The following is a 22,990-nucleotide window of genomic DNA, read 5'->3' as shown; positions in this document are numbered from 1 at the left end:
TCTGACAGTTACCCGTTTTTTAATCGGTGACTGTCAGTCTAGATTTGAGCTAAATTTTTCTCAGCCCAGATCAATTTTCCATCTAATAAAGTTTCTAATGGCGTTCTGCCACAGCATATTTTTCCTTGATGAGTTCGGTCATTATTGTAATAAATCATCCATTCGTCCAGATCCTTTTGCAATTCCTCTAATGAGCTATATAGCTTTTTACGGAATGTAACTTGATAGAATTCATTGAGTATCGTTTTGTGGAAGCGTTCGCAGATACCATTTGTTTGCGGTGACATAGCTTTGGTTTTTGTATGATCGATATCATTAATAGCCAGATATAACTGGTAATCATGATGTTCGACTTTGCCACAATATTCAGTGCCTCTATCGGTTAGAATACGTAGCATGGGAAACTCGTACTGTTCGAAGTACGGCAGTACTTTGTCGTTGAGTATGTCAGCCGCAGTAATTGGCGTTTTCGTGGTGTAGAGCTTAGCGAACGCTACTTTGCTGTATGTATCAACGAAGGTTTGTTGGTAGATACGCCCAACGCCTTTGAGATTACCCACGTAAAATGTATCTTGAGAGCCTAGATAACCTGGGTGAGCCGTTTCAATTTCACCACACGCTTCGTCATCATGTTTTTTCTTTTCAAGCGCAGCTACTTGAGCGTCGGTGAGAATGATACCTTCGTTAGCCACTTTATTTTCTAGTGCCTTGAGACGCTTTTTGAAGTTCTCTAGGTCATGACGTAGCCATATTGAACGAACACCGCTGCCAGAAACGAATACGCCTTGTTTTCTGAGTTCATTACTCGTTCTGTGTTGGCCATGAGCTGGATAATCGACAGCGTATTTAATAACGGCTTGTTCTGTTGCTTCATCAACTCTATTTTTTAAGTTTGGCGCTCTACGACTTTTATCAATTAACGCATCAAGTCCACCGTCTTCGACGAGTTCTTGATATCGATAAAATGTATCACGGGATACGCCCATCACTTTGCAGGCTCTTGATACGTTGCCAAGTTCTTCTGCAAGATTAAGTAAACCCGCTTTGTGTTTAATAATTGGGTTGTTAGTATGTAGCATGAGAGTTACCTCTTATATGTTTTGATTTAAAGATTCGACACCTTTTATCAAAACGGGTAACTCTCACTTTTTCAAGTTGATGTGTCAGATCTTGTCTGAACTAATACAAATTAGTCGCGAAAGTTTTTAAACTGAAAAGGCTGACCTAAATCGGCACTGCGCACTACCTGCATAGCCTCTTGAAGATCGTCACGCTTTTTACCTGTCACACGTACTTCTTCGCCTTGAATAGCGGCTTGTACTTTAACTTTTGAATCTTTAATGGCCTTAACCACTTTTTTGGCCATGTCTTTTTCGATACCTTGCTTTAACCCAACGTTACGAAATACATTTTTTCCTGCACGGCTAATATCTTGAAGTTCTAAACTAGCTACATCCATACCGCGCTTTGAAATTTTTCCCGCTAAAATATCAAACAACTGCATAACTTGAGAGTCAGCTTCTGCTTTAAGCTTAATTGTTTTATCGTTTAGCTCAATAGATGCATCAACGCCTCTAAAATCAAAGCGAGTCTCTAGTTCACGGTTTGCGTTATCAACCGCATTTTTAGCTTCGTTCATTTCTACTTCAGATACAATATCAAATGAAGGCATTAGTATACTCCTAACTATTTAATCTTAATTTTATGTGGCAATTATAACGCTAAAATTATAAATCTTTACATTTTTCTGCATCTTGTTCAGGTGCGATACTAAATTAGTTTGATATACTTGCGCCTCTTTTTTAAGCGATTTTAGGATTTGTCGTGACAAGGCGTGTTTATCAAGCAGTTTTTTTAATCAGCATAGTGGCTTTCACCTTTTTATTTGCCAAAGAAATAAAAGGTGGCGTTGTAAATTTATTTCCTCATGTTGATAAAGTTGCCCATTTTGGGATTTTTTTTATATTAGCCATAATAATGGACAAGGCTTTTAAGCTTCCTTTATATGCTCAAATACTCTTATTAGCAGGCTATGGCGCCTCGATAGAAATAATGCAAGACGCACTTCCTTATAGGCAAGCATCACTTGGTGATTTTTTTGCTGATTTTGCAGGTGCTGCAAGCTACTTTTTACTTAGAGTAATTTTTACACCTCGAAAAAAGAACCCACATGGCTAATATTTTAATCGTTGGCGATGGCGCTATTGGCTTATTGCTGAGCCACTTTTTGAGCGCATCGCATAATGTCAGTGTTTTAACTCGTAAAACCCCAACAAACACCCGCTTTTACAGCAGAGGTAAGGGTGCATCAAAAAAAATTGACGCAAAATTTATTTCACTAAATCAGTTAGATAAAGCAACTGAATTTGATGTAATTTTATTTACCGTTAAAGCTTTTCAAGTGCTTGATGCTTTTTCTCAAATAAAGCCATTTTTACCAACACATTGCTCTGTTGTACTTTCGCATAATGGAATGGGCAACGTTGATGAGATAAATAACCAGCTAAACACTCATCAAGCACTCTACTTTTTAACGACAAGCATAGCGGGCTTTAAATCAAACCAATATATTGTGCAACACACAGGTGAAGGACAAAGCGTTATTGGTGGCTGTAATGCGCTTGCACTTCAAAATAGTGCGCCAATAGCTGATATTTTTAAAGTAATACCCAACCTAAAGTTTACTAATAACATTCAGCAGCTTCGTTTTGAAAAGCTACTCGTCAATATTGCCATTAATCCATTAAGCGCTTTAAGTAATGTAAAAAATGGCGAACTACGTGCACCTAAGTACAATACAATAATTTTTAATGCACTCACTGAAGCATGCAATATTGCAAAGGCTCAAGGGCTTAATATCCCATTAATTAAAGCTCTCAATACCGCTTATAAAATAATGGAGTTAACCGCAAATAATTACTCATCAATGCAGCAAGATATAGCTCACAATAGAGAAACTGAAATATCAGCTATATGTGGCTATATTAGCCAACAAGGTAAACTTCACAGTATTCCAACGCCTTACAACGATGAGTTGTTAGTCAAAATTCAGGCAAAAAAAAGCGTGGTATAAACCACGCTTATATAAGCTTTTAACTTTACGGGCGATAAACTTTTACAGTTTCGAAGCCCTGCTCGTGCAGCATAAGTGCCTGTAGTTGGCTCATTACGCCTCTGTCACAATATAAATAGTAGTCAGTGTCTTTTGGTAAATCACCAAACTTAGTAGCCAAACGGAAGAACGGTAAATGCACCACTTCAACACCATCGATTGCAAGCGGTGCAGCTTCTTCTTCTTCAGGTGAGCGAATATCAATTACTACAGAGCCTGCAGGTAAATCAGCAACCGACTCAGCCTCTTTTAGCTCTTGCTTTGCTTCTACGTCAATATCACGTACATCCATTATGCGCGCGTTATTTACTACGGTATCTAGCACATCAAAATCGAACTTTTCTTCTTCAGCTTCTATTACTTCAATTTTGGCTTTAACTGTCGGCTTTTTAGAAATAACACCACAATATTCAGGCATCGTTTCAGCCATTTCAGCTGTACCAATTTGGCGAGCAAGATTAATAATTTCTTGTTTATCATTTTGAATTAGCGGGCGTAAAATAAGCGTTTCAGTAACACGGTCAATCACGCTTAAGTTCGCTAATGTTTGACTAGATACTTGGCCAATACTTTCACCAGTGACAAGCGCCTGAATGTTCAACTTTTCAGCCACTACACTTCCTGCTCGCATCATCATACGTTTAAGTACAACACCCATTTGGCTGTTTTCAACGTTTTCTAGAATTTCAGCAACAACAGGTTCAAAATCAACTGTTATAAATTTAACTTTATGTGTTGAGCTGTATTTTTTCCATAAAAAATAGCTCGCTTGCTTAACACCAATCTCGTGCGCTGCGCCACCTAGATTAAAGAATAAAAAGTGCGTACGTGCGCCTTTACGAATCATTTGGTAACTTGCTACGCCAGAGTCAAAACCACCCGACATAAGCGAAAGCACGTCTTCTTGCGTTGGTAGTGGAAAGCCCGCCATACCAAAATGCGTTTGCGAAACAATGTAAGCTTTATCGTCTTTTACTTCTAAGCGTATTGTCACTTCTGGACGGCTAAGCTTAACGCTTGCGCCTTCAATATGTTGATTTAGCCCACCACCAACATAACGCTCTAAATCAGTCGAGGTAAAGTCATGTTGGCCTATACGCTTAGCACGCACACAAAAAGTTTTACCCACAATTGTGTGACCCACTAACGCTATTGTTTTTTGATAGATATCATCGAGAGTTTCAAATTGCGTTTCAGTTACTTCAATAAACTGAACGATACCAGGTATGCGTTTAAGGCTGTCGATAAAATCAAGGCGAACTTGTGCATCTTCAAGCTTTGTAACAACTGAAATATTATCCCAGTTATTTCTTACTTGTACTTTTTCGTCAAGACGTCGCAATACAATTTTAATGTTATTTTCTAACACTTTAGTAAAGCGTTTACGGACCGAACGGCTTTTGATGGCTATTTCAGGATGTAGTTTGACGATAAATTTAAGCATAGTTCACTCTTAGACTGCGGGAATTCGCGCTCCCAGGCATTTGGCGCGCGATTATAGCAAAAAATTCAGCGTCTAGGAAACAACCAATAATTATCGACTAAGCAACCGCGAGGGCCTGTTTATCTTTCGAGGTTAAATTTGCAGCAGTGTGTTTGGTATTTAAGCAAGGCAGAGCCTATGTAGCGTGGTTATTCCCTATAAATAGGCGATAACGTAGCATAAATGCCAAACATGCGCTGCCCGAAGGGTTCTGCCTTGGGGCAATTAACTCTTTGTTGCCTACATAGATTTAGTCAGTAAGGTAACGCAGGAGCAGTTACCCTACTGGCTTACAAATCTCGCATCGCGATTTAATCGCCCCTAGATTGAACAAATTTTAACCTTAAAGGGTCACAGCCCCTAAGGCTTGTTGTGCTAACTCGGTGTATTTTTCGCGTAGCAGGTTCATTTTATCGATACTTTTATCGGTACTGTACGCTCTAAATAATGTAAGTACTTTTAAAATACCGTGATATATATCTTGCTCAGCAAGTGTACCGCTTGGCCTACGAGCCTTAATATAAGGCGTCCAAAAACTAACAGTTAACTTTAGTGTATGGGCTAAATCAATGACATCTTGCTCATCAATAGCAATCATTTCACTATCACGAAGACCTAGAATAATTTTACGAACTTGCTCTAATAACTCTAACTGAAAATCAATGTAAGCTTGTTTTAGCTCAGTGTCTCTGGCGAGTATATCGCCAAGGTTGTCGTAAAAAAAATGGTAACGCCACATCAATTCAAATAACGAATCTAAATAAGCCGTTAAATGATTAAATGCATCATCATCTTTATTAATAGGTTTAAAGTGAGTATTTAAATGATCGCGATACAACGCAAAAATATGACGGATAATGTCTTCTTTATTTTTAAAATGATAATAAAGATTACCCGGGCTCATCCCTAAGTTTGATGCAATATGATTTGTCGTTATTGCACGCTCACCATTTTCGTTAAACAACAAAATACTGGTGTGTATTATTTTATCCTTGGTATTCATATGCTAATACTCAAATTATCTATAGGCTACATTACACTCAAAAGAGGTAAACAGTATAAACAAATATGAATCATTAAAACACTCAAACCTTGGACTGACCTGTTCAAAGAAAGTAAGTGTTTATATGCTTTATTAGCTAGGCTGCTTTGTGGCATAAACACTGTTAAACTAGCGCTAAAATCATAAATAGTGAACATTATGAAAGTTATTGCAATTTACCCGGGCACCTTTGATCCACTAACCAATGGTCATACAGATCTTATTCAACGTGCAGCTAAAATGTTTGATACTGTATTAGTTGCGGTTGCGAACAACCCAAGTAAAAAACCCTGTTTTAACCTTGAAGAACGTGTTGAACTTGCAAACTCTATTTTAAGTCACTTAGATAATGTTAAGGTCATTGGTTTTTCTGGCTTATTGGCTGACCTTGCGCGCGATCACAATGCTAATGTGCTTATTCGTGGTATTAGGGCTGTATCTGATTTTGACTATGAATTTCAATTAGCTAACATGAACCGCCGCCTGAATCCTGATTTAGAAAGTGTATTTTTAACACCCGCAGAGCGAAATTCATTTATTTCATCAACGCTTGTTAAAGAAGTAGCACGTCACAATGGTGATGTAAGCGAGTTTGTAGACCCTGTAATTGTTAAAGCGCTAAAAACTAAATTGGGCTGTGGTGCCAGTTAATAATAAATAAGGCCTGTTAGCACTGAAATCCATTACTAATAGGCCCTTTTATTAAACACTTTATTTAGCTTTCCTTCTAACCAAGCAAGTTTTAAAACATCTTTACCTATAAAGAAAACTAAAACCATGGTCAAATCTGTAAAATTTATACCTACTATGTACACCCACCAGAACCACCAAAATTCATAATGGTGCATAACATCATTATCTATATACATTGCAAAAAATAATAAAGTGTTTATACCTAAACCAAATAATAAATAAATGTATACACCGCTAATTTTTATAAAAAAACCAGATAAAATAATAACAAATAGAGTAATACTATCGAATAAGAAAAAATCGAAGTAAGTTATCGAGTCCATATCAATAAAAATACTAGAAGAGTAAGAAAGTGCCATGATGAAAGATAGCCAAACAATGCTTTTATCTGCGTTATTTATAGAGCTTACTAAAGAATATAGAAAAGCCATCAAAAAGCCCCACTGTACAAAAGCACCTATATAAAAAGAGATATTTGTATTTAAAAGTAGCTCAATCATCTCACCCCAACACTATATAAACCGTTATTGTACCGCTTAACATATAACGGCAACATAAAAAATGCACAAAATCACTCTTCTTTTAAGTTGAGCTTTACTGCCTCAGCGATCTAAACTTAACCTTCTAACACACCTTAAAAGCTTGTTTAAGCCTAAAACATCCTTATTGATGATTAATACCAATGCCATTGTAAAGTCGAAAAAATACATTCCAAAAATATAAACTGTCCAAAACCACCAATAGTAAAGAGTACCTGCAATTTCAATATCGTAATGCATACCTAAAAATAAACATGCATTAATAAAAAGCCCTACAATTAAATAGTCAAAAGCAATTGGTACTAATTTTTTATATATAAATCGCCAAAGTATCAGGGCGCTAATAGTAGCAAGATCATAATAGAAGTAATTTAGGTGAGGATTTTCAATCAGTGGATCCATAAAAAGACTAGATATATATGAAACCATCATTATAAATGAAAGATGCGCTCTACTTTTATCATTTTTATTAATACTCGCTGATAGGTTATATAAAAATGCGATTAGGAAGAACCATGTAAATAGTATTGCTACGTTATATCCTAAATCTACCAGTGCCCAAAGTATGTCAGCTACCACTATTATTCCTTTTCATAATACTATTGTGGAACCATATTTTAATTGCAGCTAAAGCTAAAAAATCTTTGTTTATAAAAAATATAGCTAGCATCATAAAGTCGGCTAAATTAATAACAATTGAATAAAAAAACCAAAACCACCAAGGTTCGTAATTATTAAAAACTGACACATCTATATACATACCAAGAAATAATGATGAGTTTATAATCAACCCTAACAACAAGTAGATCGATATAAGATTTTCAATAATGAACAACCTTAAAATAATAATGGCGAAAATAGTTGTTATATCAAACAAAAAGAGCTGAAGATACGATATGTGTTGTATATCTATAAACAGGCTTGAGGAATAAGAAATTGACATAACAAATGATAACCATACAGCTTCTTTTCGAGGTTTGTTAATACTTATAACTAATGAGTACAAAAAAGCCATTAAAAAGCCCCACTGTACAAATGCACCTATGTAAAAAGAAATTGCTGGATTAACTAGAATATTATCCATTATTTTTGAGATTTTTGTTGAATACTAGTGACAGAATCATTAAAACATCGAACATATTTACACCAACAGAATAAACACTCCAATACCACCAAGGCTCATAGTTATACAAGACGTATAGATCGTAATGTAATATTAAGGTAAGCACAGCATTTATTATTAACGCAAAGATGATGAAGTGAAAAGCCATAGAGCGGTGAAGTACTTTAAAGTACTCTAAAATTAATAAAGCTAAAATAGTAACAAAATCGTAGAGCATCGAGTTTAAATATAAACCTTCTAATAAGTCTATATAACCACTAAAAACATATGAGCAGAGCATAAGCGCAGATAAATAAACAGGAGACTTATTTTCTTTATTTATCGTAGAGGTCAAACAATACAGAAAGGCCATTAAAAAGCCCCACTGAGTGAAGGCTTGTACATAAACCATTAGGGGTTCAGTAACGTACATTTAAGCTAAGTTACTTTGTGGGTATCGTTTGACTTGAAGTAATTAAGGAGTTTGCTTTTTAATTTATGAAAACCAAGTAAGTCTCTATCTACAATCAAAATAACAATCATTATAAGATCGATTATATTGACTGAAAATGTATACAAATCCCACAAGAACCAAGGTTCCCTGTTATTGTAAACATACATATCTAAGTACATACACAAACTCAATAATGAATTAACTATAAGGCCTATTAATAAATACATAAATGAGGGAGTTGTTTTTTTTAATAGTAAATAAACTGATAATAAGGCACCCACCGTAGCATAATCATAAAGTGCCCAATCAAGATAAAGTGAGCTTTCAACTGATAACCATGAGAAAAAATAGTCTGATGTAGAATAAGAAAACATCATAATGAAAGAACTGAGCAATAAGGTTGTATTTCTTTTTATATCTAATGAAAAAACAAAAATATTAAAAAAAAATGCCATCAAAAAACCCCACGAGGCAAAAGCTGATAGCGAAAAGAAACCAAAAAACTCAGTTAAAAACATTCATTACCTTCATTAATTATTTTGGTTTATTTGGGGGATAAAGTATCACACCACCACGCTGTAAATCAGTACTCGCAGCAGCCATAGCTTCTTGTGAGATGCTTACTGTATCAGATTGCAGGGTTTTAGGGCTAGCAGTTTGTTCCATTGCAGGCTTTAATTGTTGTGTTTTGTTGTATGCTTGCATTTGTAATTGGCTATTAGCTGAAACTTGCATGTGATTGATCCTTGTAAAAGTTTTAATTATATTTGGTGCAACTTTTAACCACATTATTATGTAGATAAATGCATTACCTGTTTTAAGCAGTGATAGCTATTTTGCTATCTATCTTATACAAAGCAACCAATGTGCCAACTTTTTTTGACGCATTAAAATTCACTCAAAAATATAATAAAACCAAACAACTCCGACCAGTTTACTGCAAATATAAAAAAACGCACAGGGATAACCGTACGTTTTTTGTATCCAGGGAGTTTAAGCTACGTATTTACACGGGATCTCCGCACGTGTACTTAGCTTCAAAATATATTCCATTGCTACTTCGTCACAATTTTCTTTACGAAGGCAAAGTTCACAATCTTTCATTACTTTTTCTGGCAAAGAGTCTTTGCTACAAAAAGTAAAACGTTGTTGCTCAAAAAAATCTGGTACACGGGTCAATACAATAACTCGGTTAAGTGCCAATTTTTTGGCTTTAGTAAGTAGGTGCTCTACAAGCTGTCTACCCTGCCCCGTCACTTTACTTTTTGGGTCTATACCCAATGAGCGTATTTCAGCAAGGCCGGTATCGTAAATGTATAACGATGCACAACCTGACACTTTTCCATTTATTTCAGTAACTGCAAACTCGTTAATAGAGTGCACCATATCGCTTTTTGCACGAGGTAGGTTTTCACCTACCGTTGCCCAATGCTGTATAAGTGTTGCAATTGCCTCTACATCATCTAAATTTGCATCACGTACCGTTATTTGCTGTTTTTTTTTGGCTTCTTTAACAGCATTAGTTACTTGCTCAATAGACGTCCCACCAAGCGCTTGACGCGCTTTTATACACGCATCAATTTCAAGTACTGGGTAAACATCATCTTCAAATACAGTGTTTACTGATTTGTACTGCTCAAGTGATAGCTCCTCAAGCGTTTTACCTTCGCTAATCGCAAGCTGTACAAGTACACCCACAATGTGATGCCCTTCTCTAAATGGCACACCTTTAGCAACTAAGTAATCAGCAAGTTCGGTGGCATTAGCGTGGCCGCCTTTTGCCGCTGCTAACGTTTTATCACCATTTACTTTTACGCCTTTAATACACGCTTGCGCCATATGAATACATGCAAGCCATGTTGGCATAGCGTCAAACAGGCCTTCTTTGTCTTCTTGCATATCTTTATTGTATGCAAGTGGCAACGCTTTTAACGTCATCATCATAGCGCTAAATGCACCAAATACACGTCCGGTTTTACCGCGAATAAGCTCGAGTGCATCAGGATTTTTTTTCTGAGGCATGAGCGATGAGCCTGAAGTAACGTTATCAGCAAGCTCTATAAATCCGGCTTCACCCGAATTATAAAAAATCAGATCTTCAGACATACGAGATAAGTGAATCATCGAAATAGACGCACAACTTAAAAGATCTAACACGAAGTCACGATCAGATACGCCATCAAGGCTATTTTTTGTAGCCGCTGTAAAACCTAATCCGTGGGCTAATGCTTGGCGATCAACCGGGTAAGCTGTACCTGCTAATGCACCACTGCCTAATGGGCAAAAATTCATGCGTGCTTTAGCATCTTGCAGGCGGCTTTCATCGCGCTCTAGCATTTCTACATACGCCATACACCAGTGGCTAAACAATACTGGTTGTGCGCGCTGTAAATGCGTGTAACCTGGTAATATTGTGCCAAGCTCTCGCTCTGCAAGCGCTACAAACTCGCCCTTTAGCTGTGCAATGGCATCTAGTAAATGATCGGCTGTATCACGGCACCATAGTCTAAAATCGGTGGCAACTTGGTCATTACGGCTTCGGCCTGTATGTAATTTTTTAGCTAAATCACCTACTTTTTCAATTAGAGCTGCTTCAACATGTGAATGAATGTCTTCTGCACCTGAAGTAGCAACTGATTGTGGATCAGCTTTAACTTCTTCAAGTAGCTCATTTAATGCAGCAACTAATTTTGCATGCTCATCACTTGAAAGTACATTTACCTGTTCAAGTGCACCAGCCCATGCCACAGAGCCAATAATATCTTGCTCTGCTAACTGGTAGTCAAAGGGAAGAGAGTCGTTAAATTGCTTAAACGCCTCATCTGGACCCGTAGAAAAACGTCCGCCCCATAATGCCATGAAATCTCTCCAAACCCTGTAATGCCCCTTTTATAAGGGGCTATAAATAATTTACTTTTTAGCCAATGCTGAAATTCTGCTTGAAAGCGAGAATAAACGAATAAAGCCTTCAGCGTGTGACTGGTCATACACATCATCTTCACCAAATGTAGCAAATGCTTCGCTGTATAAGCTATTTGGTGATTGCTTTTGAACCGCAGTTACTTGACCTTTATATAGCTTAAGTACCACTTCACCTGTTGCCACTTTAGAAAGTGCTTCTGCACCGGCTAAAATAGAATCTTTAAGAGGTGTAAACCAACGTCCGTCGTATACTAAATGTGAAAATTCACCACCTAGTACTTCTTTCCATTTACGGCTTGCTTTATCAAGCACTAGCTCGTCAATGGCTTGAAGCGCTGCCATAATTACTGTGCCACCTGGTGTTTCATAACAACCGCGTGACTTCATACCTACTAAACGGTTTTCTACAATATCAACACGTCCAACGCCATGAGGTGATGCAATATCGTTTAATTTAACTAAACAGTCATATGGTTTAAGTTCTTCGCCATTTACAGCAACCACTTCGCCTTCAACAACTTTTAAAGTTACTAGTTCTGATTTATCTGGTGCTTGCTCTGGAGAGTTAGTCCAAGTCCATACTTGCTCAGTTGGTTGACACCATGGATCTTCAAGCTCACCACCTTCGTGCGAAATATGCCAAGCGTTAGCATCACGGCTATAAATTTTTGTAGCTGATGCTGAACACGGAATGTCACGCTCTGCTAAGTAATCAAGTAATGATTCACGACTCGATAAGTCCCACTCACGCCATGGCGCAATTACTTTTAAATCTGGAGCAAGGGCCGCAAAACATGATTCAAAACGAACTTGGTCATTACCTTTACCAGTACAACCATGAGAAAGTGCATCAGCACCTACTTTACGTGCAATTTCAACTTGTGCTTTAGCAATAATAGGACGCGCCATAGACGTACCTAGTAAATAAGTACCTTCGTAAACCGAGCCCGTTTTAAGTGTTGGATAAATGTAATCACTTACCATTTCATCTTTTAAATCAACTACGTAACATTCTGAAGCACCTGAAGCGATTGCTTTAGCTTCTACGCCTTCAAGTTCTTCTGCGCCTTGACCTACATCCGCTACAAACGCAACAACTTCACAACCGTAGTTTTCTTTTAACCATGGCACGATAGCCGATGTATCAAGACCACCTGAATAGGCTAAAACGACTTTTTTAATTGAACTCATAGGTGTTCCTTAACAAAATTTGGATTTAGTAATGTAACTAGCAAAGCATTTTGCGCGTGCATGCGATTCTCTGCTTGTTGAATAATTTTCGATGCTGGACCATCCATTACCTCAGAGGTAATTTCAAATTCACGGTGTGCCGGTTGGCAATGTAATACCGTAGTTGCACCTGTTTGATCTAGCAATGCCTGATTTAATTGATAAGGCATATATTTTTCTTTAACTTGCTCAAGCGGTGTTGTATCACCCATTGATACCCATGTATCTGCATATACTACGTTTGCACCCACAGCCGCTTCAACACGGTCACTTACCATCACTGATGCGCCATTCATTGCCGCTATTTGCTCTGCCTTTTTAAGGATTTGCGAATCAGGCGAGCTACCTTTTGGCGTTACAGCAACAAAATCAGTGCCAAGCGTTGCAGCTAAAAGCATTAATGAATGAGTTACATTGTTGCCCTCACCTAAGTAAGCCACTTTAAGCTCGCTCACATCGCCGTGAACTTCTTGAAGCGTTAAAAAATCAGCAAGAGCTTGGCATGGGTGGTATAAATCACACAAACTATTTACTACCGGTACTGATGCGTATTCACCTAATGTAGTTAATGTGCTGTGCTGATTTACGCGTGCAACAATACCATCAGCCCAAGTAGAAATATTAAGTGCGAAATCTTTAATTGATTCACGTGCACCCATAGCGCCATTTTGCTGATCTAAATAAACTGCATGGCCACCAAGACGGTTAATACCTATATCAAACGATAAGCGAGTACGTAAACTTTGTTTTTCAAACAATGTTACGATTGATTTTCCCGCTAATACATTGCTGTATTTTTCTGGTTTTGCTTTTATATCTTGCGCTAACTTTAATAAATTAAGTGCGCCTTCTTGGTCTAACTCTAAACCCGTTAAAAAATTCTCAAACATAATAAACCTATGGTGTAATCTTAGTTCCGACATGCTCGCCTTGTAGCAGAGCAGTTAAATTTTCTGGCTTTTGCCAGCTGGAAATATACACACCGCGTCGTAAATGTTGGGCAGCGTGAAGGCTGGTCTTAACTTTGACCTCCATCCCGCCCACAATTACTCCATTTGTAATTAAAGTATCAATGTGTTTTGTGTCAAGTTGATGTAACGGCTGTTTATTTTCGTCAAGCACTGCTTCAACATCCGTCATAAAAATAAGCTCAGCATTTAAGTTACTAGCAATAGCCGCTGCTGCTTCATCTGCATTTACGTTGTACCAAAGCCCTTGCTCATCAAAGCCTATAGAGCTAACAATGGGTAGGCGACCGATTTTAAGTAAATCATTAACAATAGAATCGTCGTTGCTTTTACATTTACCCACCAAGCAAAGCGCTTTTAGCTTTTGAGTGGCAGTAACACCTGCCTCAAAAAGGCTTAAGCCGACAGGCTTGTGCCCAGCACTAATAGCTTGAGTCATTAATTGTTTATTAGCGCAACCTGCAAGCGCACCCACTATATAAGGCATTTGCTCTGCTGGGCTAATACGTAATCCTTGGTGTTTAGCACTGGCAAAACCCGCTTGTTTTAACCATGTATCAACTAAAGCGCCACCGCCATGTACAATGACAAATTCATCATTTGTTTGCTCATTTAATACATCAAACAACGCTTTTGCTGCATTTTCTGTATTAAGTACTGCACCACCTAGTTTAATTACCCACGTTTTTTTACTCATTTAAAACGCTCCTTTTAATCCAGTGGTATGATCTAAATTCATAGAAATATTAATACACTGCAAAGCTTGTCCAGCAGCGCCTTTTAATAAGTTATCAATAGCAGACATAACAATTAACTGCGTTCCTTGTTGCTGCCAGCCAATATCAACAAATGGCTGCTTAGCTACACCTTTAATTGAAGGTACTTTATCGCCTAATAAACGAATTAATGGCTCGCTCGAAAGTACTTGATAAGCCGATGCAACGTTTTCCTTGGTAACGCCTGGCTTAAGCTGTACATAAATAGTTTCTAAAATACCGCGCGGAAAATTACCTAAGTGCGGTGTAAACAACACTTTGTGGCCAAGGTGTTGTTCAATTTCAGGGCCGTGGCGATGGTTAAACAAACCATAAGGTGCAAGCGACACTTCACAAAAATGCGTTCCTACACTGGCTTTACGCCCTGCGCCTGTAACGCCCGAAACCGCATTAATAATAATACTTTCGCTGCTCAATAAGCCTGCTTGCTTAAGCGGTTTTAGCGCATTAAGCGCTGCTGTTGGGTAACAGCCTGCAACAGCAATTAGCTTTGCATTAGCGATAGCATCATGGTTCCACTCAGCTAGACCGTAAGCCGCTTCATTTAAAAGCTCTGGATGTTGATGCTCAAAACCATAGTAAGTAACGTAGTCGTCATTGCTTGCTAAACGATAGCCACCAGATAAATCAAATACCTTTTTACCCATAGCTAAAAATTGCGGAGCTAGATCAACACTTACTTTGTGATCGGTACATAAGCATACGTAATCAGCATCACTTTGAATGTCATCAAAAGCTGATACGCTAAGAGGAAGTAAAGGACAGTCTAGTAAGCCAAGGTGCTCTGGGTATAAATCACTTAGCAATTTATTTTTATCTAAGCTACCCTCAGATACGTAACAGCCTGTTAAAGTTAAGTTTGGATGCTTAGCAACTAAACTTGCTAACTCTGCGCCGCTGTATCCGCTTGCGCCAATAATCACTACATTCATTTGTTACTCGTTATCTTAAAATTAATTACTACTTATCTATAATGTTCGCTTAAACTAGCTTAGACGCTAATTAAGTCTTTTTTATTAATGAATTTTGATTATCGTCGCATTATTTTCATGGCGTTACTTTTAATATATTTATGCTTAAAAAGTGAATTGATATTCATCATAAATACTTTTATATTGTTATGCAATTAAATTGAATAATAATTTTGGATTTTTTTATGCCTTTGCCTTCGTTTATTTCCATGTACCAACAATTGATTGCAGCCCCTTCTATTAGTGCTATTGAAGACGACCTGTGTATGAGCAATAAAAACGTAATTGAACTCCTAGCCAGTTGGTGCGAAACAATCGGTTTTACGTGTGAAATTATAGAATTAGAAGGAGGTAAAGGACGCTATAATTTATTAGCAAAACGCGGAGAAGGTGATGGCGGATTAATGCTAGCAGGTCATACCGACACAGTGCCTTTTGATGACAGTCGTTGGAACCATAATCCATTTAAACTTACCGAACTCGATAACAAATTGTATGGGCTAGGAAGTATTGATATGAAAGGCTTTTTTGCTTTTGTATTACAAGCGATTAGTGAACTTGATGAAAAGCAGCAAACTCAGCCTATTTTAATCCTTGCCACCGCCGACGAAGAAACAACGATGGCTGGTGCACAACAAATATGTAAGCACCCGAATTTAAAACCTGCGCGCTGTATAATAGGCGAACCTACTGATATGACGCCAGTATTTATGCACAAAGGCCATATGAGTACAGCAATAAGAGTGGTTGGTCGCTCTGGGCATAGCTCCGATCCCGAACGTGGTCTTAACGCCATTGAAGTAATGCATAAAGTGATTACAAAATTGATGATCTTAAAAGAACAATTAAAGCATAAGTATTCAATAAACCACTTCGAAATCCCTTATCCAACATTAAACTTAGGTAATATTCATGGCGGCGATAACGCGAATAGAATTTGTGGTTGCTGTGAAATGCATATAGATATGCGCCCATTACCAGGTTTAAGTGTACAAGAACTACAAGCATTAGTACTCGATGCAACGAAAGAGATAAATCAGCAATACCCAAATGCGGTGAGCGTTATTGATTTACATGAACCAATACCGGCATTTAGTGGGAGCACCGACAGTGCTTTAGTAAAAATGGCTGAAAAAATAGCGGGGCAAAAAGCGGTCGCGGTAAATTACTGCACTGAAGCGCCGTTTATCCAGCAACTCGGTTGTGAAACGATTGTAATGGGCCCAGGCTCAATTAACCAAGCACATCAGCCTGATGAATTTTTAGCGATGGAAAAAATAAAATCATCACAACAAATAATCACTGATCTTATAAAAGCAAATTGCTTTAGCTAATAAGATTACAATAAAGGCGCCAATTGGCGCCTTTATTAATACAGAACTAAGGCCTAATCACCTTTAACTTCTAAGTTAATAAACTTAACTAGTTCTTCAGGTTGCCCTACTAGCATCATAACTTGTTGGTTAATTTCCATCATAGTTTTACCTTCAGGTAGCTTTGCAGACACACTGAATGAATTTAAACCTTTCGCAAAGCTAGTTAAAGCCTCTGCAATATCTTCAGTTACAGGAGCTTGTTGTAACTGTTGTTCTAGCGTCATTTCCATTTGCTCAAGCGTCATACCTTGCTTTTCAAGCTCGCTTGATAGTAAATCTTTTAATTTACCTTGGTTATTTAAGGCAAAGCTAACATTACGCGGCTCTAATTTACTCATTGCTTGCATAACAAGTGTTTGCTGCTGTAATTCTTGTTCATACGTCAGCGGTTGATCACCCGCTTCTTGCTGCGCCTTGCTAATAGCCAATGAAGCATCCATTAACGCTTTTGAATTAGCTAAACCCATATCCATATTAAAACTAACAATGTCTTTTGCATCAAGCTTAACTACTACATCACTATTGCCAGACTCTTCATCGTAATCAAGTGATGAATGTAAGTCGTAACTTGCCGACGCTAACATTTCATTTTTATCAGCTGGTAATTTTGATACGAAGCTTTTATCAAACTGAAAGCTTTTTACATCAAATGATGTATGTGATGATATTTTATCCGGCTCGTAGCCAGTTATTTCAATGCTTTGAATATTAGCAACATTGTCACCTTCAGGGCTTATTACTTCCATGTTTGTTATTTCTACACTCTTTGAAATAACACTTGCCGATAAACCAGCGTATTTAAATGTAGCGCCAGTTTGCTCGCTTACTAAAGCAAGTTGCTTATCTACTTCTGCACGCACTTCTTGAGTTGCTACGTAGTTTGCGTAACTAACACCACCCACGCCTGCGGCCACAAGAGCTGCCACTATAACTAATTTTTTCATGTCATTTCCTTATTTAATTCTTTCTATAAAGTGTCTCAACTTAAGAGTAACACTGAAGAACATCACCGATAAGTGTTAATTAATCAAACTAAGTAACTCATGTACAGTTTTTACAGGGGTAATTTTAGCGCCTAGCCCCTCCATCGATTTATGGTAATTGCGAAATGGAATATATATTTCTGTAAAACCATGTTGTGCAGCCTCTTTAACACGCGGTACACCACTGTCTATTGGGCGTACATCACCGTTTAAGCTAAGTTCTCCCATAATACACGTGGTACGAGGTACAACAAATTCGTTTAAACTGCTAAGTAACGCGGTTACTAATGCTAAATCGATGCAGGTTTCTGTCTCATCAATTCTTAAACCACCCACAATATTAAAAAACGTATCGTGAAATATTTTAGTTTTAGTATGCTTACGTAATATACCGGTCAGCATTTTTATACGATTCATATTTAAACCAACACAAACACGCTGCGGAAATTCAGCTTCTGTTTCGGTAGTTAAACATTGAATCTCAAGCAATAAATTACGATTCCCTTTACGAATACAGGTAATAGTAGAGCCAGGTGAGTCAGTGGTTGAACCCGATAAAAATATTTCACTTGGATTATCAACACTTAACATCCCACGTTCACACATTTTAAAAATGCCAACAGTATCAATATCACCAAAGCGGTTTTTATTTGCCCTAAGGGTTCGTATTTGCCCATCGTTGGTATCTATGTGTAAAAGCGCATCAACAATATGTACAAGTGTTTGAGGGCCTGCTATTTCGTTATTTTTATTTACGTGAGCAATAATGAACATGGTTACATCATTTTGCTTACAGTACTGAGTTAATGCTTGGGCGGCGCTTTTTACTTGCGAAGGCGAACCTGGGCTACCATTTGCCGTATCGGTTACAACAGCTTGAATAGAGTCAATAACAGCAAACTTAATTTTATTTTTCTCGAGCTCTTCGATGATGGTTTCAACGCTCGTTTCTGAAAGTAAATAAAGCTCTTCCGGGTTATAGTTTAACTTTAAACGATTTACCCTGTTTTTAAACTGCGATAAAGATTCTTCTGCCGTACAGTAAAGTGACGGCATCCGTTGTGACATTCTCGCAACTAAGTCAGATAGCAAAGTTGTCTTACCCGCCCCCGGATCGCCCGAAATTATATTAACAGAGCCAGTAGTCACCCCGCCGCTTAGTACGCGATCAAGCTCGCCGATTTCAGTTAGCTGCTTTTCAGCCTCTGATGTAGCAATATCATTGATTTTTTTAGAGCCACCACCAACACCACCAGCATAACCACCAACGTTCGCTCGTATTGATGCTTTTTTACTGTGCCCTGCTGAAGGCTTAAATTCCGCTAATGTGTTCCACGCACCGCAGCGACATTGACCCTGCCAACGTTGATAGTTCATGCCACATTCGGTACAAACAAATTCTACTTTTGCCGCTTTAGCCATTGATAACTTTACCTACTATTCTTTAATTAAAAAAATTCTTACTATGAAGCGCTTATTTTGCCATTTCAGGCATTTACTTAGCAACAAACTCTTGCCTGCTTAAAAATCTAGCGTCACAATCAATAAATACACATGGTGTTTCTTTTTAGCTATAATTTAGGGCATACTTTTTGCTTTGTAATAGTTTAAAGTAACTTGCCAATAAAATGGCAAATAACACATACATAACAAGAGCTAAACAGTAGTAACTCAAATAATCGTACCTATATTAATAACATAGCGCGATTTAACGTTTATTGAACTTCTAATAAATGGACTTAACAGTATACCTACTTTTTCAATTAGACGGTGATGGTTTTATAAATGGCTGATGACATAATGCTCAAACACGAAGACCTCGTGAATGAGTTAAAAACATATTTAGGCAACGCTAAATTTGATCTAATTTTCAAATCAAAAACCGCAGGGTTAACTAAACCTGAGCAATTTTTAATGAAAATGGAAATGTCGCGTTTATCTCAGCCAGTGGCACGTTTTGTTGATCTTCGTGGATTAGTGACAGGCCAAGTAAAACCATATGAGCATAACGGCAAGCAACACTTTATGGATGACACAGCCATTGAAGTGTTTGAAAAAGCGCTTAAACAACATGGTGAATACACCTTAGCTGTTTACGAAGCCGTAATGAATACAGAAAATAACCACCGCGTATTACAAAAACAAGCAGCCGAAAAATCAGAGTTACAAGAGTTAGAAAATAACTTAAACACTGAAGTAATTAAGTTTGCCTCTTACGAGAGCCGCCGTGAAGAACGGATGAATTACTCAATAAAAGTAACGATTGATTACAAAGATAAAAAGAACATTGCTGCTAGCACCTCAGATATATCTTTAAGCGGTTGTAAAGTTAAGCTTGCAACGCGCTACTCTATAAAAAAAGGTGAGCTCATCGCAATGCGCTTAGTAGGCCTTGAGCAAGACTTTGAACTTGGCCTAAAAAACGGTATTCAATACGAAGTTGTTGCAGTAGAAAATATCTCTCGTGAATTTAATCACATCCGCTTAAAGCGCACTTATATAGAAAACAACGATGCCTTTAATGACTTTTTAGAAAGTTTTATTCATGGTAATAAGCGTCGTTATAAAGTAAATCTAGATAATACGCTCGATGCTGTAGTATCAAAGGGGTATGAGCAGTACTACATTCCTCGCGTAACGTCTTTATATGTATTTTTAAGTAAAAAAGATGAGCAATATTACCCAAGCCTTAGCCTTACCACTGAAAATAATATTTTTATTCAGCGCTACTTTACCGATGAAAGAAAAATACCGTGTTTGTACAATATACTTAATCATCAGCGTATTACACAATTACTAACTCAAATTACCGCAGTAAAAGAAGATTACCTCTATACATTTACACATATATCATCAGGTAAAATTTATTACTACTCAGCGACGCGTACAGAGTTAAATAACAACCCTAAATTACGTGATCTATTTTTAGGTTTTGGTAGCCAAAAAGAGAGCTGGCAGTGCTTTAAAATACAAATAATGCCAAGTCATCCAGATGATTCTTTTATACCGCTTTCACTACCTAATAGTGCCGGTGAAAACATAGAAAAATTAAATAAGCCACCTTCACCTCGTGTAAAAGGCCTTATAAAGGATGTTAAGTATATTGTTGTACTTACAAATATTGGCAATAAAACTGAACAAGCAAATTATAAACAACTTACTTTTGATAAAGCATTAGTAAATCAGCTTAAGCACTTTGGCCACGCAAAACACAAAACACCACCCTACTTAGATATTGTGCCACTTGAATACGTAAATTTACGCTCGCATAAGCGCTATCTTTATAAAACACCAGTTAGTGTTACTATTAATGATGAGGTATTTAACGGCTATACACGTGACTTTTCGGTAATGGGTTTACAGTTAGAGTGCGAACAAACTGCCACATTTAAAAAAGGCGATATAGTACTTTTAGCATTCCCTGAACTTCAAAAAATAACTAAAAAGCATAAGCTTAGTGAACTAAAGTACGAAGTAATGGCCATCAGTAAGTCATTTACTACTATTAACCTAAAAGCAAATCGTATTGCTGATTTACCCCATGCTGGCGTGACCTTTTTCACTCAGCTAATAGAAGGTAATAAAGACAAACTTAAAGTATCTGAAGAAGCACCTAAAGTAGAAGGCTTATCTACCGCACTTAGAAATATGGTAACAAAAAGCGTTTGCCAATTTCCGCTATATTTACACAAAGAAGCCGCACACTTTAAAACGGGTGCAATTGGATATGGGTTATACGCCAGCCCTATGCACGTAATTTTGCAAAACTTTGGTTTATTAAGTAACAAAACTGACTTTTCGAGCATTCTGACTGAAGAGCAAATTATTAATGTAATAACACCAAATATCAAAGATCGCAGCCGCCAAGATGCACCACTTGCTTTTACACTTGCTATTAACTTCGACCCTCGAAAAGGCAGTATTGAAGAGGCTATTGTTAGCCAATGCGCTTTAGGTGAAGACTACTCAAGCTTTTATAAACAAATTAGTAAAGGTATTACATCGCAACTTATATTCGTAATGCGTTTGTATATATCGCGCACAGGTCGCCCCGATACTGATTACCTTTCTAATGAGCTAAAATACGTAAGTCAGTACGCAATGCACAAAGCTAAAGATTTAGAAGAAGCCTTATGGGCCGTAGCTGGTGTGGGTGATGTAGTAGATATAACTGAAGAAGCGCTAAGCCATTTAGAACTTAAAAAAGAGCAAGTTGCACAAATGAGCCGCCGTAAGCTAATTTGGTTAAACCGCTTACGTTAAGCGGTTTAACTTAATTTATTTTAAAGTGTTGGTTGTTTTTCTAACGGAATAGCCAACATATACAACAATTGCAATAATGACCCTTCACAAATAGCCGCTTGTGCTTGCTCAACCACTTTAGGCTTACCATGCACGGCCACACCTAGGCCTGCTTTTGCCATCATCACTAAATCATTTGCGCCATCTCCAATAGCTACAGTTTGTGCTTTTTTAAGCCCTAGCTTTTGCTGAAGCACCTCTAAAACGACCGCTTTTTGCTGCGCATCGACAATCGTACCCAGTACTTTACCTGTTAGCTTGTCGTCTTTAAATTCGAGCACATTAGCGTGCACTTCATCTAAATTAATCAGCTCTTGTACACGCTCTGCAAAAGGCACAAAACCACCTGAGGCAATCGCCAAATACCAGTTATGTTGCTTTAAAATTTGGCACAGTATTTTAATACCAGGCATCAATGGTAATGAACTTTTCAGTTCTTCAATTAAGCTTTTTTCAATACCTTCAAGCTTAGCTACACGCTGATATAAACTCTCACTAAAATCAAGTTTACCCGCCATTGCAAGTGCAGTTACAGAGGCAACTTCATCGTATACGTTCGCAAGGCGTGCTATTTCGTCTATGCACTCAATAGTTATTGCAGTTGAATCCATATCCATAACCAATAAACCAGGCTCATATAAATTAGGCGGAGTAGTAACTTGCACTAATTGACAATCAAGCGTGTTTGAAAATTCTTGTAGTACTAACGGGTTTATAGTTTTATCTGCATTTTGCGCGTAAAAACACAGTGCTGGTGCAAGCCCTAAATCAGGTTGGTATTGGCATATAGCGGTGACTTTTTGGTTATGTGTCGCTAAAAAGTCAACAATATTGGCAATGTGTTTTTCTGCAAAATCACCTGCAAATGCGATGCTAAATAACCCTAATGCTTTGTTTGGAATATAATCGAGAGGTGTAGATACACCACCACTATAGCTAAACCATTTATTTAGAGTTAAGTGTTGTAATGGTTGCTCAGCAGCTTGCTGTGCCATGTTGATTTGCGACATGGGATCTCCGTGTTTATTTTTATTTTC

General features: G+C 37.6%; 21 protein-coding genes. 5 read left to right on the top strand and 16 right to left on the bottom strand.

The window, feature by feature from the left end; all coding sequences use genetic code 11:
* Positions 1-38: 38 nt before the first annotated feature.
* Together AC5NT5_RS03965 and AC5NT5_RS03960 are read right to left on the bottom strand one after the other, a co-directional pair.
* Positions 39-1,079, bottom strand: coding sequence for an IS481 family transposase (locus AC5NT5_RS03965; RefSeq protein ID WP_494513428.1), 1,041 nt, complete (start codon positions 1,077-1,079; stop codon positions 39-41).
* A 110-nt stretch (positions 1,080-1,189) separates the two neighbouring features.
* A complete protein-coding gene (locus AC5NT5_RS03960) occupies positions 1,190-1,672 on the bottom strand; it encodes a YajQ family cyclic di-GMP-binding protein (protein WP_002958753.1) in 483 nt (160 codons plus the stop codon).
* A gap of 152 nt (positions 1,673-1,824) precedes the next feature.
* Between AC5NT5_RS03960 and AC5NT5_RS03955 the strand changes: the two genes are divergently transcribed.
* Complete coding sequence (locus AC5NT5_RS03955; RefSeq protein ID WP_002958754.1) at positions 1,825-2,178, top strand: VanZ family protein; 354 nt, start codon at positions 1,825-1,827, stop codon at positions 2,176-2,178.
* Positions 2,171-3,073 (top strand): ketopantoate reductase family protein, encoded by a 903-nt coding sequence (locus AC5NT5_RS03950; RefSeq protein ID WP_182681805.1) that lies wholly within the window; start codon positions 2,171-2,173, stop codon positions 3,071-3,073. The genes AC5NT5_RS03955 and AC5NT5_RS03950 overlap by 8 nt, the downstream gene beginning before the upstream one ends.
* A gap of 25 nt (positions 3,074-3,098) precedes the next feature.
* Here the strand turns inward: AC5NT5_RS03950 and thiI are convergent, their stop codons facing one another.
* On the bottom strand, positions 3,099-4,556 hold the full coding sequence (thiI, locus tag AC5NT5_RS03945; protein WP_149602230.1) for a tRNA uracil 4-sulfurtransferase ThiI: 1,458 nt from the start codon (positions 4,554-4,556) through the stop codon (positions 3,099-3,101).
* Positions 4,557-4,938: 382 nt separating this feature from the next.
* On the bottom strand, positions 4,939-5,598 hold the full coding sequence (locus AC5NT5_RS03940; protein ID WP_494513427.1) for a TetR/AcrR family transcriptional regulator: 660 nt from the start codon (positions 5,596-5,598) through the stop codon (positions 4,939-4,941).
* 198 nt (positions 5,599-5,796) lie between these two features.
* Here AC5NT5_RS03940 and coaD point away from each other — a divergent pair, with 198 nt between their 5' ends.
* Positions 5,797-6,288 (top strand): pantetheine-phosphate adenylyltransferase, encoded by a 492-nt coding sequence (gene coaD, locus AC5NT5_RS03935; RefSeq protein WP_024595945.1) that lies wholly within the window; start codon positions 5,797-5,799, stop codon positions 6,286-6,288.
* A 35-nt stretch (positions 6,289-6,323) separates the two neighbouring features.
* Here the strand turns inward: coaD and AC5NT5_RS03930 are convergent, their stop codons facing one another.
* The 9 genes from AC5NT5_RS03930 to argC form a co-directional block, all read right to left on the bottom strand.
* Positions 6,324-6,830: a hypothetical protein gene (locus tag AC5NT5_RS03930; protein WP_002958759.1), complete on the bottom strand. Its 507-nt coding sequence runs from the start codon at positions 6,828-6,830 to the stop codon at positions 6,324-6,326.
* Positions 6,831-6,932: 102 nt separating this feature from the next.
* A complete protein-coding gene (locus AC5NT5_RS03925) occupies positions 6,933-7,448 on the bottom strand; it encodes a hypothetical protein (RefSeq protein ID WP_494513426.1) in 516 nt (171 codons plus the stop codon).
* A 961-nt stretch (positions 7,449-8,409) separates the two neighbouring features.
* A complete protein-coding gene (locus AC5NT5_RS03920) occupies positions 8,410-8,943 on the bottom strand; it encodes a hypothetical protein (RefSeq protein ID WP_024596069.1) in 534 nt (177 codons plus the stop codon).
* 16 nt (positions 8,944-8,959) lie between these two features.
* Positions 8,960-9,160 carry a hypothetical protein gene (locus tag AC5NT5_RS03915; protein ID WP_024596070.1) on the bottom strand — a complete coding sequence of 67 codons (201 nt, stop codon included), beginning with the start codon at positions 9,158-9,160 and terminating at the stop codon, positions 8,960-8,962.
* 258 nt (positions 9,161-9,418) lie between these two features.
* The gene (gene argH / locus AC5NT5_RS03910) at positions 9,419-11,284 is read right to left on the bottom strand and encodes an argininosuccinate lyase (RefSeq protein ID WP_494513425.1); all 1,866 of its coding nucleotides are present in this window, start codon (positions 11,282-11,284) and stop codon (positions 9,419-9,421) included.
* Between the two features lie 51 nt (positions 11,285-11,335).
* Positions 11,336-12,538, bottom strand: coding sequence for an argininosuccinate synthase (locus AC5NT5_RS03905; protein ID WP_182673348.1), 1,203 nt, complete (start codon positions 12,536-12,538; stop codon positions 11,336-11,338).
* The gene (locus AC5NT5_RS03900; RefSeq protein WP_002958764.1) at positions 12,535-13,467 is read right to left on the bottom strand and encodes an ornithine carbamoyltransferase; all 933 of its coding nucleotides are present in this window, start codon (positions 13,465-13,467) and stop codon (positions 12,535-12,537) included. The genes AC5NT5_RS03905 and AC5NT5_RS03900 overlap by 4 nt, the downstream gene beginning before the upstream one ends.
* Positions 13,468-13,474: 7 nt before the next feature.
* Positions 13,475-14,242: an acetylglutamate kinase gene (gene argB, locus AC5NT5_RS03895; RefSeq protein ID WP_002958765.1), complete on the bottom strand. Its 768-nt coding sequence runs from the start codon at positions 14,240-14,242 to the stop codon at positions 13,475-13,477.
* Positions 14,243-15,253, bottom strand: coding sequence for an N-acetyl-gamma-glutamyl-phosphate reductase (gene argC, locus AC5NT5_RS03890; RefSeq protein WP_024596072.1), 1,011 nt, complete (start codon positions 15,251-15,253; stop codon positions 14,243-14,245). It abuts the gene before it with no gap.
* A gap of 224 nt (positions 15,254-15,477) precedes the next feature.
* Here argC and argE point away from each other — a divergent pair, with 224 nt between their 5' ends.
* Positions 15,478-16,626 carry an acetylornithine deacetylase gene (gene argE, locus AC5NT5_RS03885; protein WP_494513424.1) on the top strand — a complete coding sequence of 383 codons (1,149 nt, stop codon included), beginning with the start codon at positions 15,478-15,480 and terminating at the stop codon, positions 16,624-16,626.
* Between the two features lie 53 nt (positions 16,627-16,679).
* On the opposite strand, the gene AC5NT5_RS03880 is transcribed toward argE, so the two are convergent.
* Together AC5NT5_RS03880 and radA are read right to left on the bottom strand one after the other, a co-directional pair.
* Complete coding sequence (locus tag AC5NT5_RS03880) at positions 16,680-17,612, bottom strand: aq_1923 C-terminal domain (RefSeq protein WP_494513423.1); 933 nt, start codon at positions 17,610-17,612, stop codon at positions 16,680-16,682.
* Positions 17,613-17,687: 75 nt separating this feature from the next.
* Positions 17,688-19,073, bottom strand: a complete 1,386-nt coding sequence (radA, locus tag AC5NT5_RS03875; protein WP_182672976.1) for a DNA repair protein RadA — start codon at positions 19,071-19,073, stop codon at positions 17,688-17,690.
* 363 nt (positions 19,074-19,436) lie between these two features.
* Between radA and AC5NT5_RS03870 the strand changes: the two genes are divergently transcribed.
* Positions 19,437-21,914 (top strand): PilZ domain-containing protein, encoded by a 2,478-nt coding sequence (locus AC5NT5_RS03870; RefSeq protein ID WP_494513422.1) that lies wholly within the window; start codon positions 19,437-19,439, stop codon positions 21,912-21,914.
* Positions 21,915-21,934: 20 nt separating this feature from the next.
* On the opposite strand, the gene serB is transcribed toward AC5NT5_RS03870, so the two are convergent.
* Positions 21,935-22,963 (bottom strand): phosphoserine phosphatase SerB, encoded by a 1,029-nt coding sequence (serB, locus tag AC5NT5_RS03865; RefSeq protein WP_494513421.1) that lies wholly within the window; start codon positions 22,961-22,963, stop codon positions 21,935-21,937.
* Positions 22,964-22,990: the final 27 nt, after the last annotated feature.

Source organism: Pseudoalteromonas sp. J2K-J599, assembly GCF_059295115.2.
The sequence above is the reverse complement of the archived record's forward strand: the minus strand, read 5'-3'. Positions and strand labels throughout refer to the sequence as shown.

Bases quoted from the DNA above. Each gene is read 5' to 3' on its own strand.
- thiI (WP_149602230.1), bottom strand. From the start codon at position 4,556: ATGCTTAAATTTATCGTCAAACTACATCCTGAAATAGCCATCAAAAGC.
- argH (WP_494513425.1), bottom strand. From the start codon at position 11,284: ATGGCATTATGGGGCGGACGTTTTTCTACGGGTCCAGATGAGGCGTTT.
- AC5NT5_RS03920 (WP_024596069.1), bottom strand. From the start codon at position 8,943: ATGTTTTTAACTGAGTTTTTTGGTTTCTTTTCGCTATCAGCTTTTGCC.
- AC5NT5_RS03930 (WP_002958759.1), bottom strand. From the start codon at position 6,830: ATGATTGAGCTACTTTTAAATACAAATATCTCTTTTTATATAGGTGCT.
- AC5NT5_RS03905 (WP_182673348.1), bottom strand. From the start codon at position 12,538: ATGAGTTCAATTAAAAAAGTCGTTTTAGCCTATTCAGGTGGTCTTGAT.
- AC5NT5_RS03880 (WP_494513423.1), bottom strand. From the start codon at position 17,612: ATGAAAAAATTAGTTATAGTGGCAGCTCTTGTGGCCGCAGGCGTGGGT.
- coaD (WP_024595945.1), top strand. From the start codon at position 5,797: ATGAAAGTTATTGCAATTTACCCGGGCACCTTTGATCCACTAACCAAT.
- AC5NT5_RS03950 (WP_182681805.1), top strand. From the start codon at position 2,171: ATGGCTAATATTTTAATCGTTGGCGATGGCGCTATTGGCTTATTGCTG.
- argB (WP_002958765.1), bottom strand. From the start codon at position 14,242: ATGAGTAAAAAAACGTGGGTAATTAAACTAGGTGGTGCAGTACTTAAT.
- AC5NT5_RS03940 (WP_494513427.1), bottom strand. From the start codon at position 5,598: ATGAATACCAAGGATAAAATAATACACACCAGTATTTTGTTGTTTAAC.
- argC (WP_024596072.1), bottom strand. From the start codon at position 15,253: ATGAATGTAGTGATTATTGGCGCAAGCGGATACAGCGGCGCAGAGTTA.
- radA (WP_182672976.1), bottom strand. From the start codon at position 19,073: ATGGCTAAAGCGGCAAAAGTAGAATTTGTTTGTACCGAATGTGGCATG.
- AC5NT5_RS03915 (WP_024596070.1), bottom strand. From the start codon at position 9,160: ATGCAAGTTTCAGCTAATAGCCAATTACAAATGCAAGCATACAACAAA.
- argE (WP_494513424.1), top strand. From the start codon at position 15,478: ATGCCTTTGCCTTCGTTTATTTCCATGTACCAACAATTGATTGCAGCC.
- AC5NT5_RS03965 (WP_494513428.1), bottom strand. From the start codon at position 1,079: ATGCTACATACTAACAACCCAATTATTAAACACAAAGCGGGTTTACTT.
- AC5NT5_RS03960 (WP_002958753.1), bottom strand. From the start codon at position 1,672: ATGCCTTCATTTGATATTGTATCTGAAGTAGAAATGAACGAAGCTAAA.
- serB (WP_494513421.1), bottom strand. From the start codon at position 22,963: ATGTCGCAAATCAACATGGCACAGCAAGCTGCTGAGCAACCATTACAA.
- AC5NT5_RS03870 (WP_494513422.1), top strand. From the start codon at position 19,437: ATGGCTGATGACATAATGCTCAAACACGAAGACCTCGTGAATGAGTTA.
- AC5NT5_RS03900 (WP_002958764.1), bottom strand. From the start codon at position 13,467: ATGTTTGAGAATTTTTTAACGGGTTTAGAGTTAGACCAAGAAGGCGCA.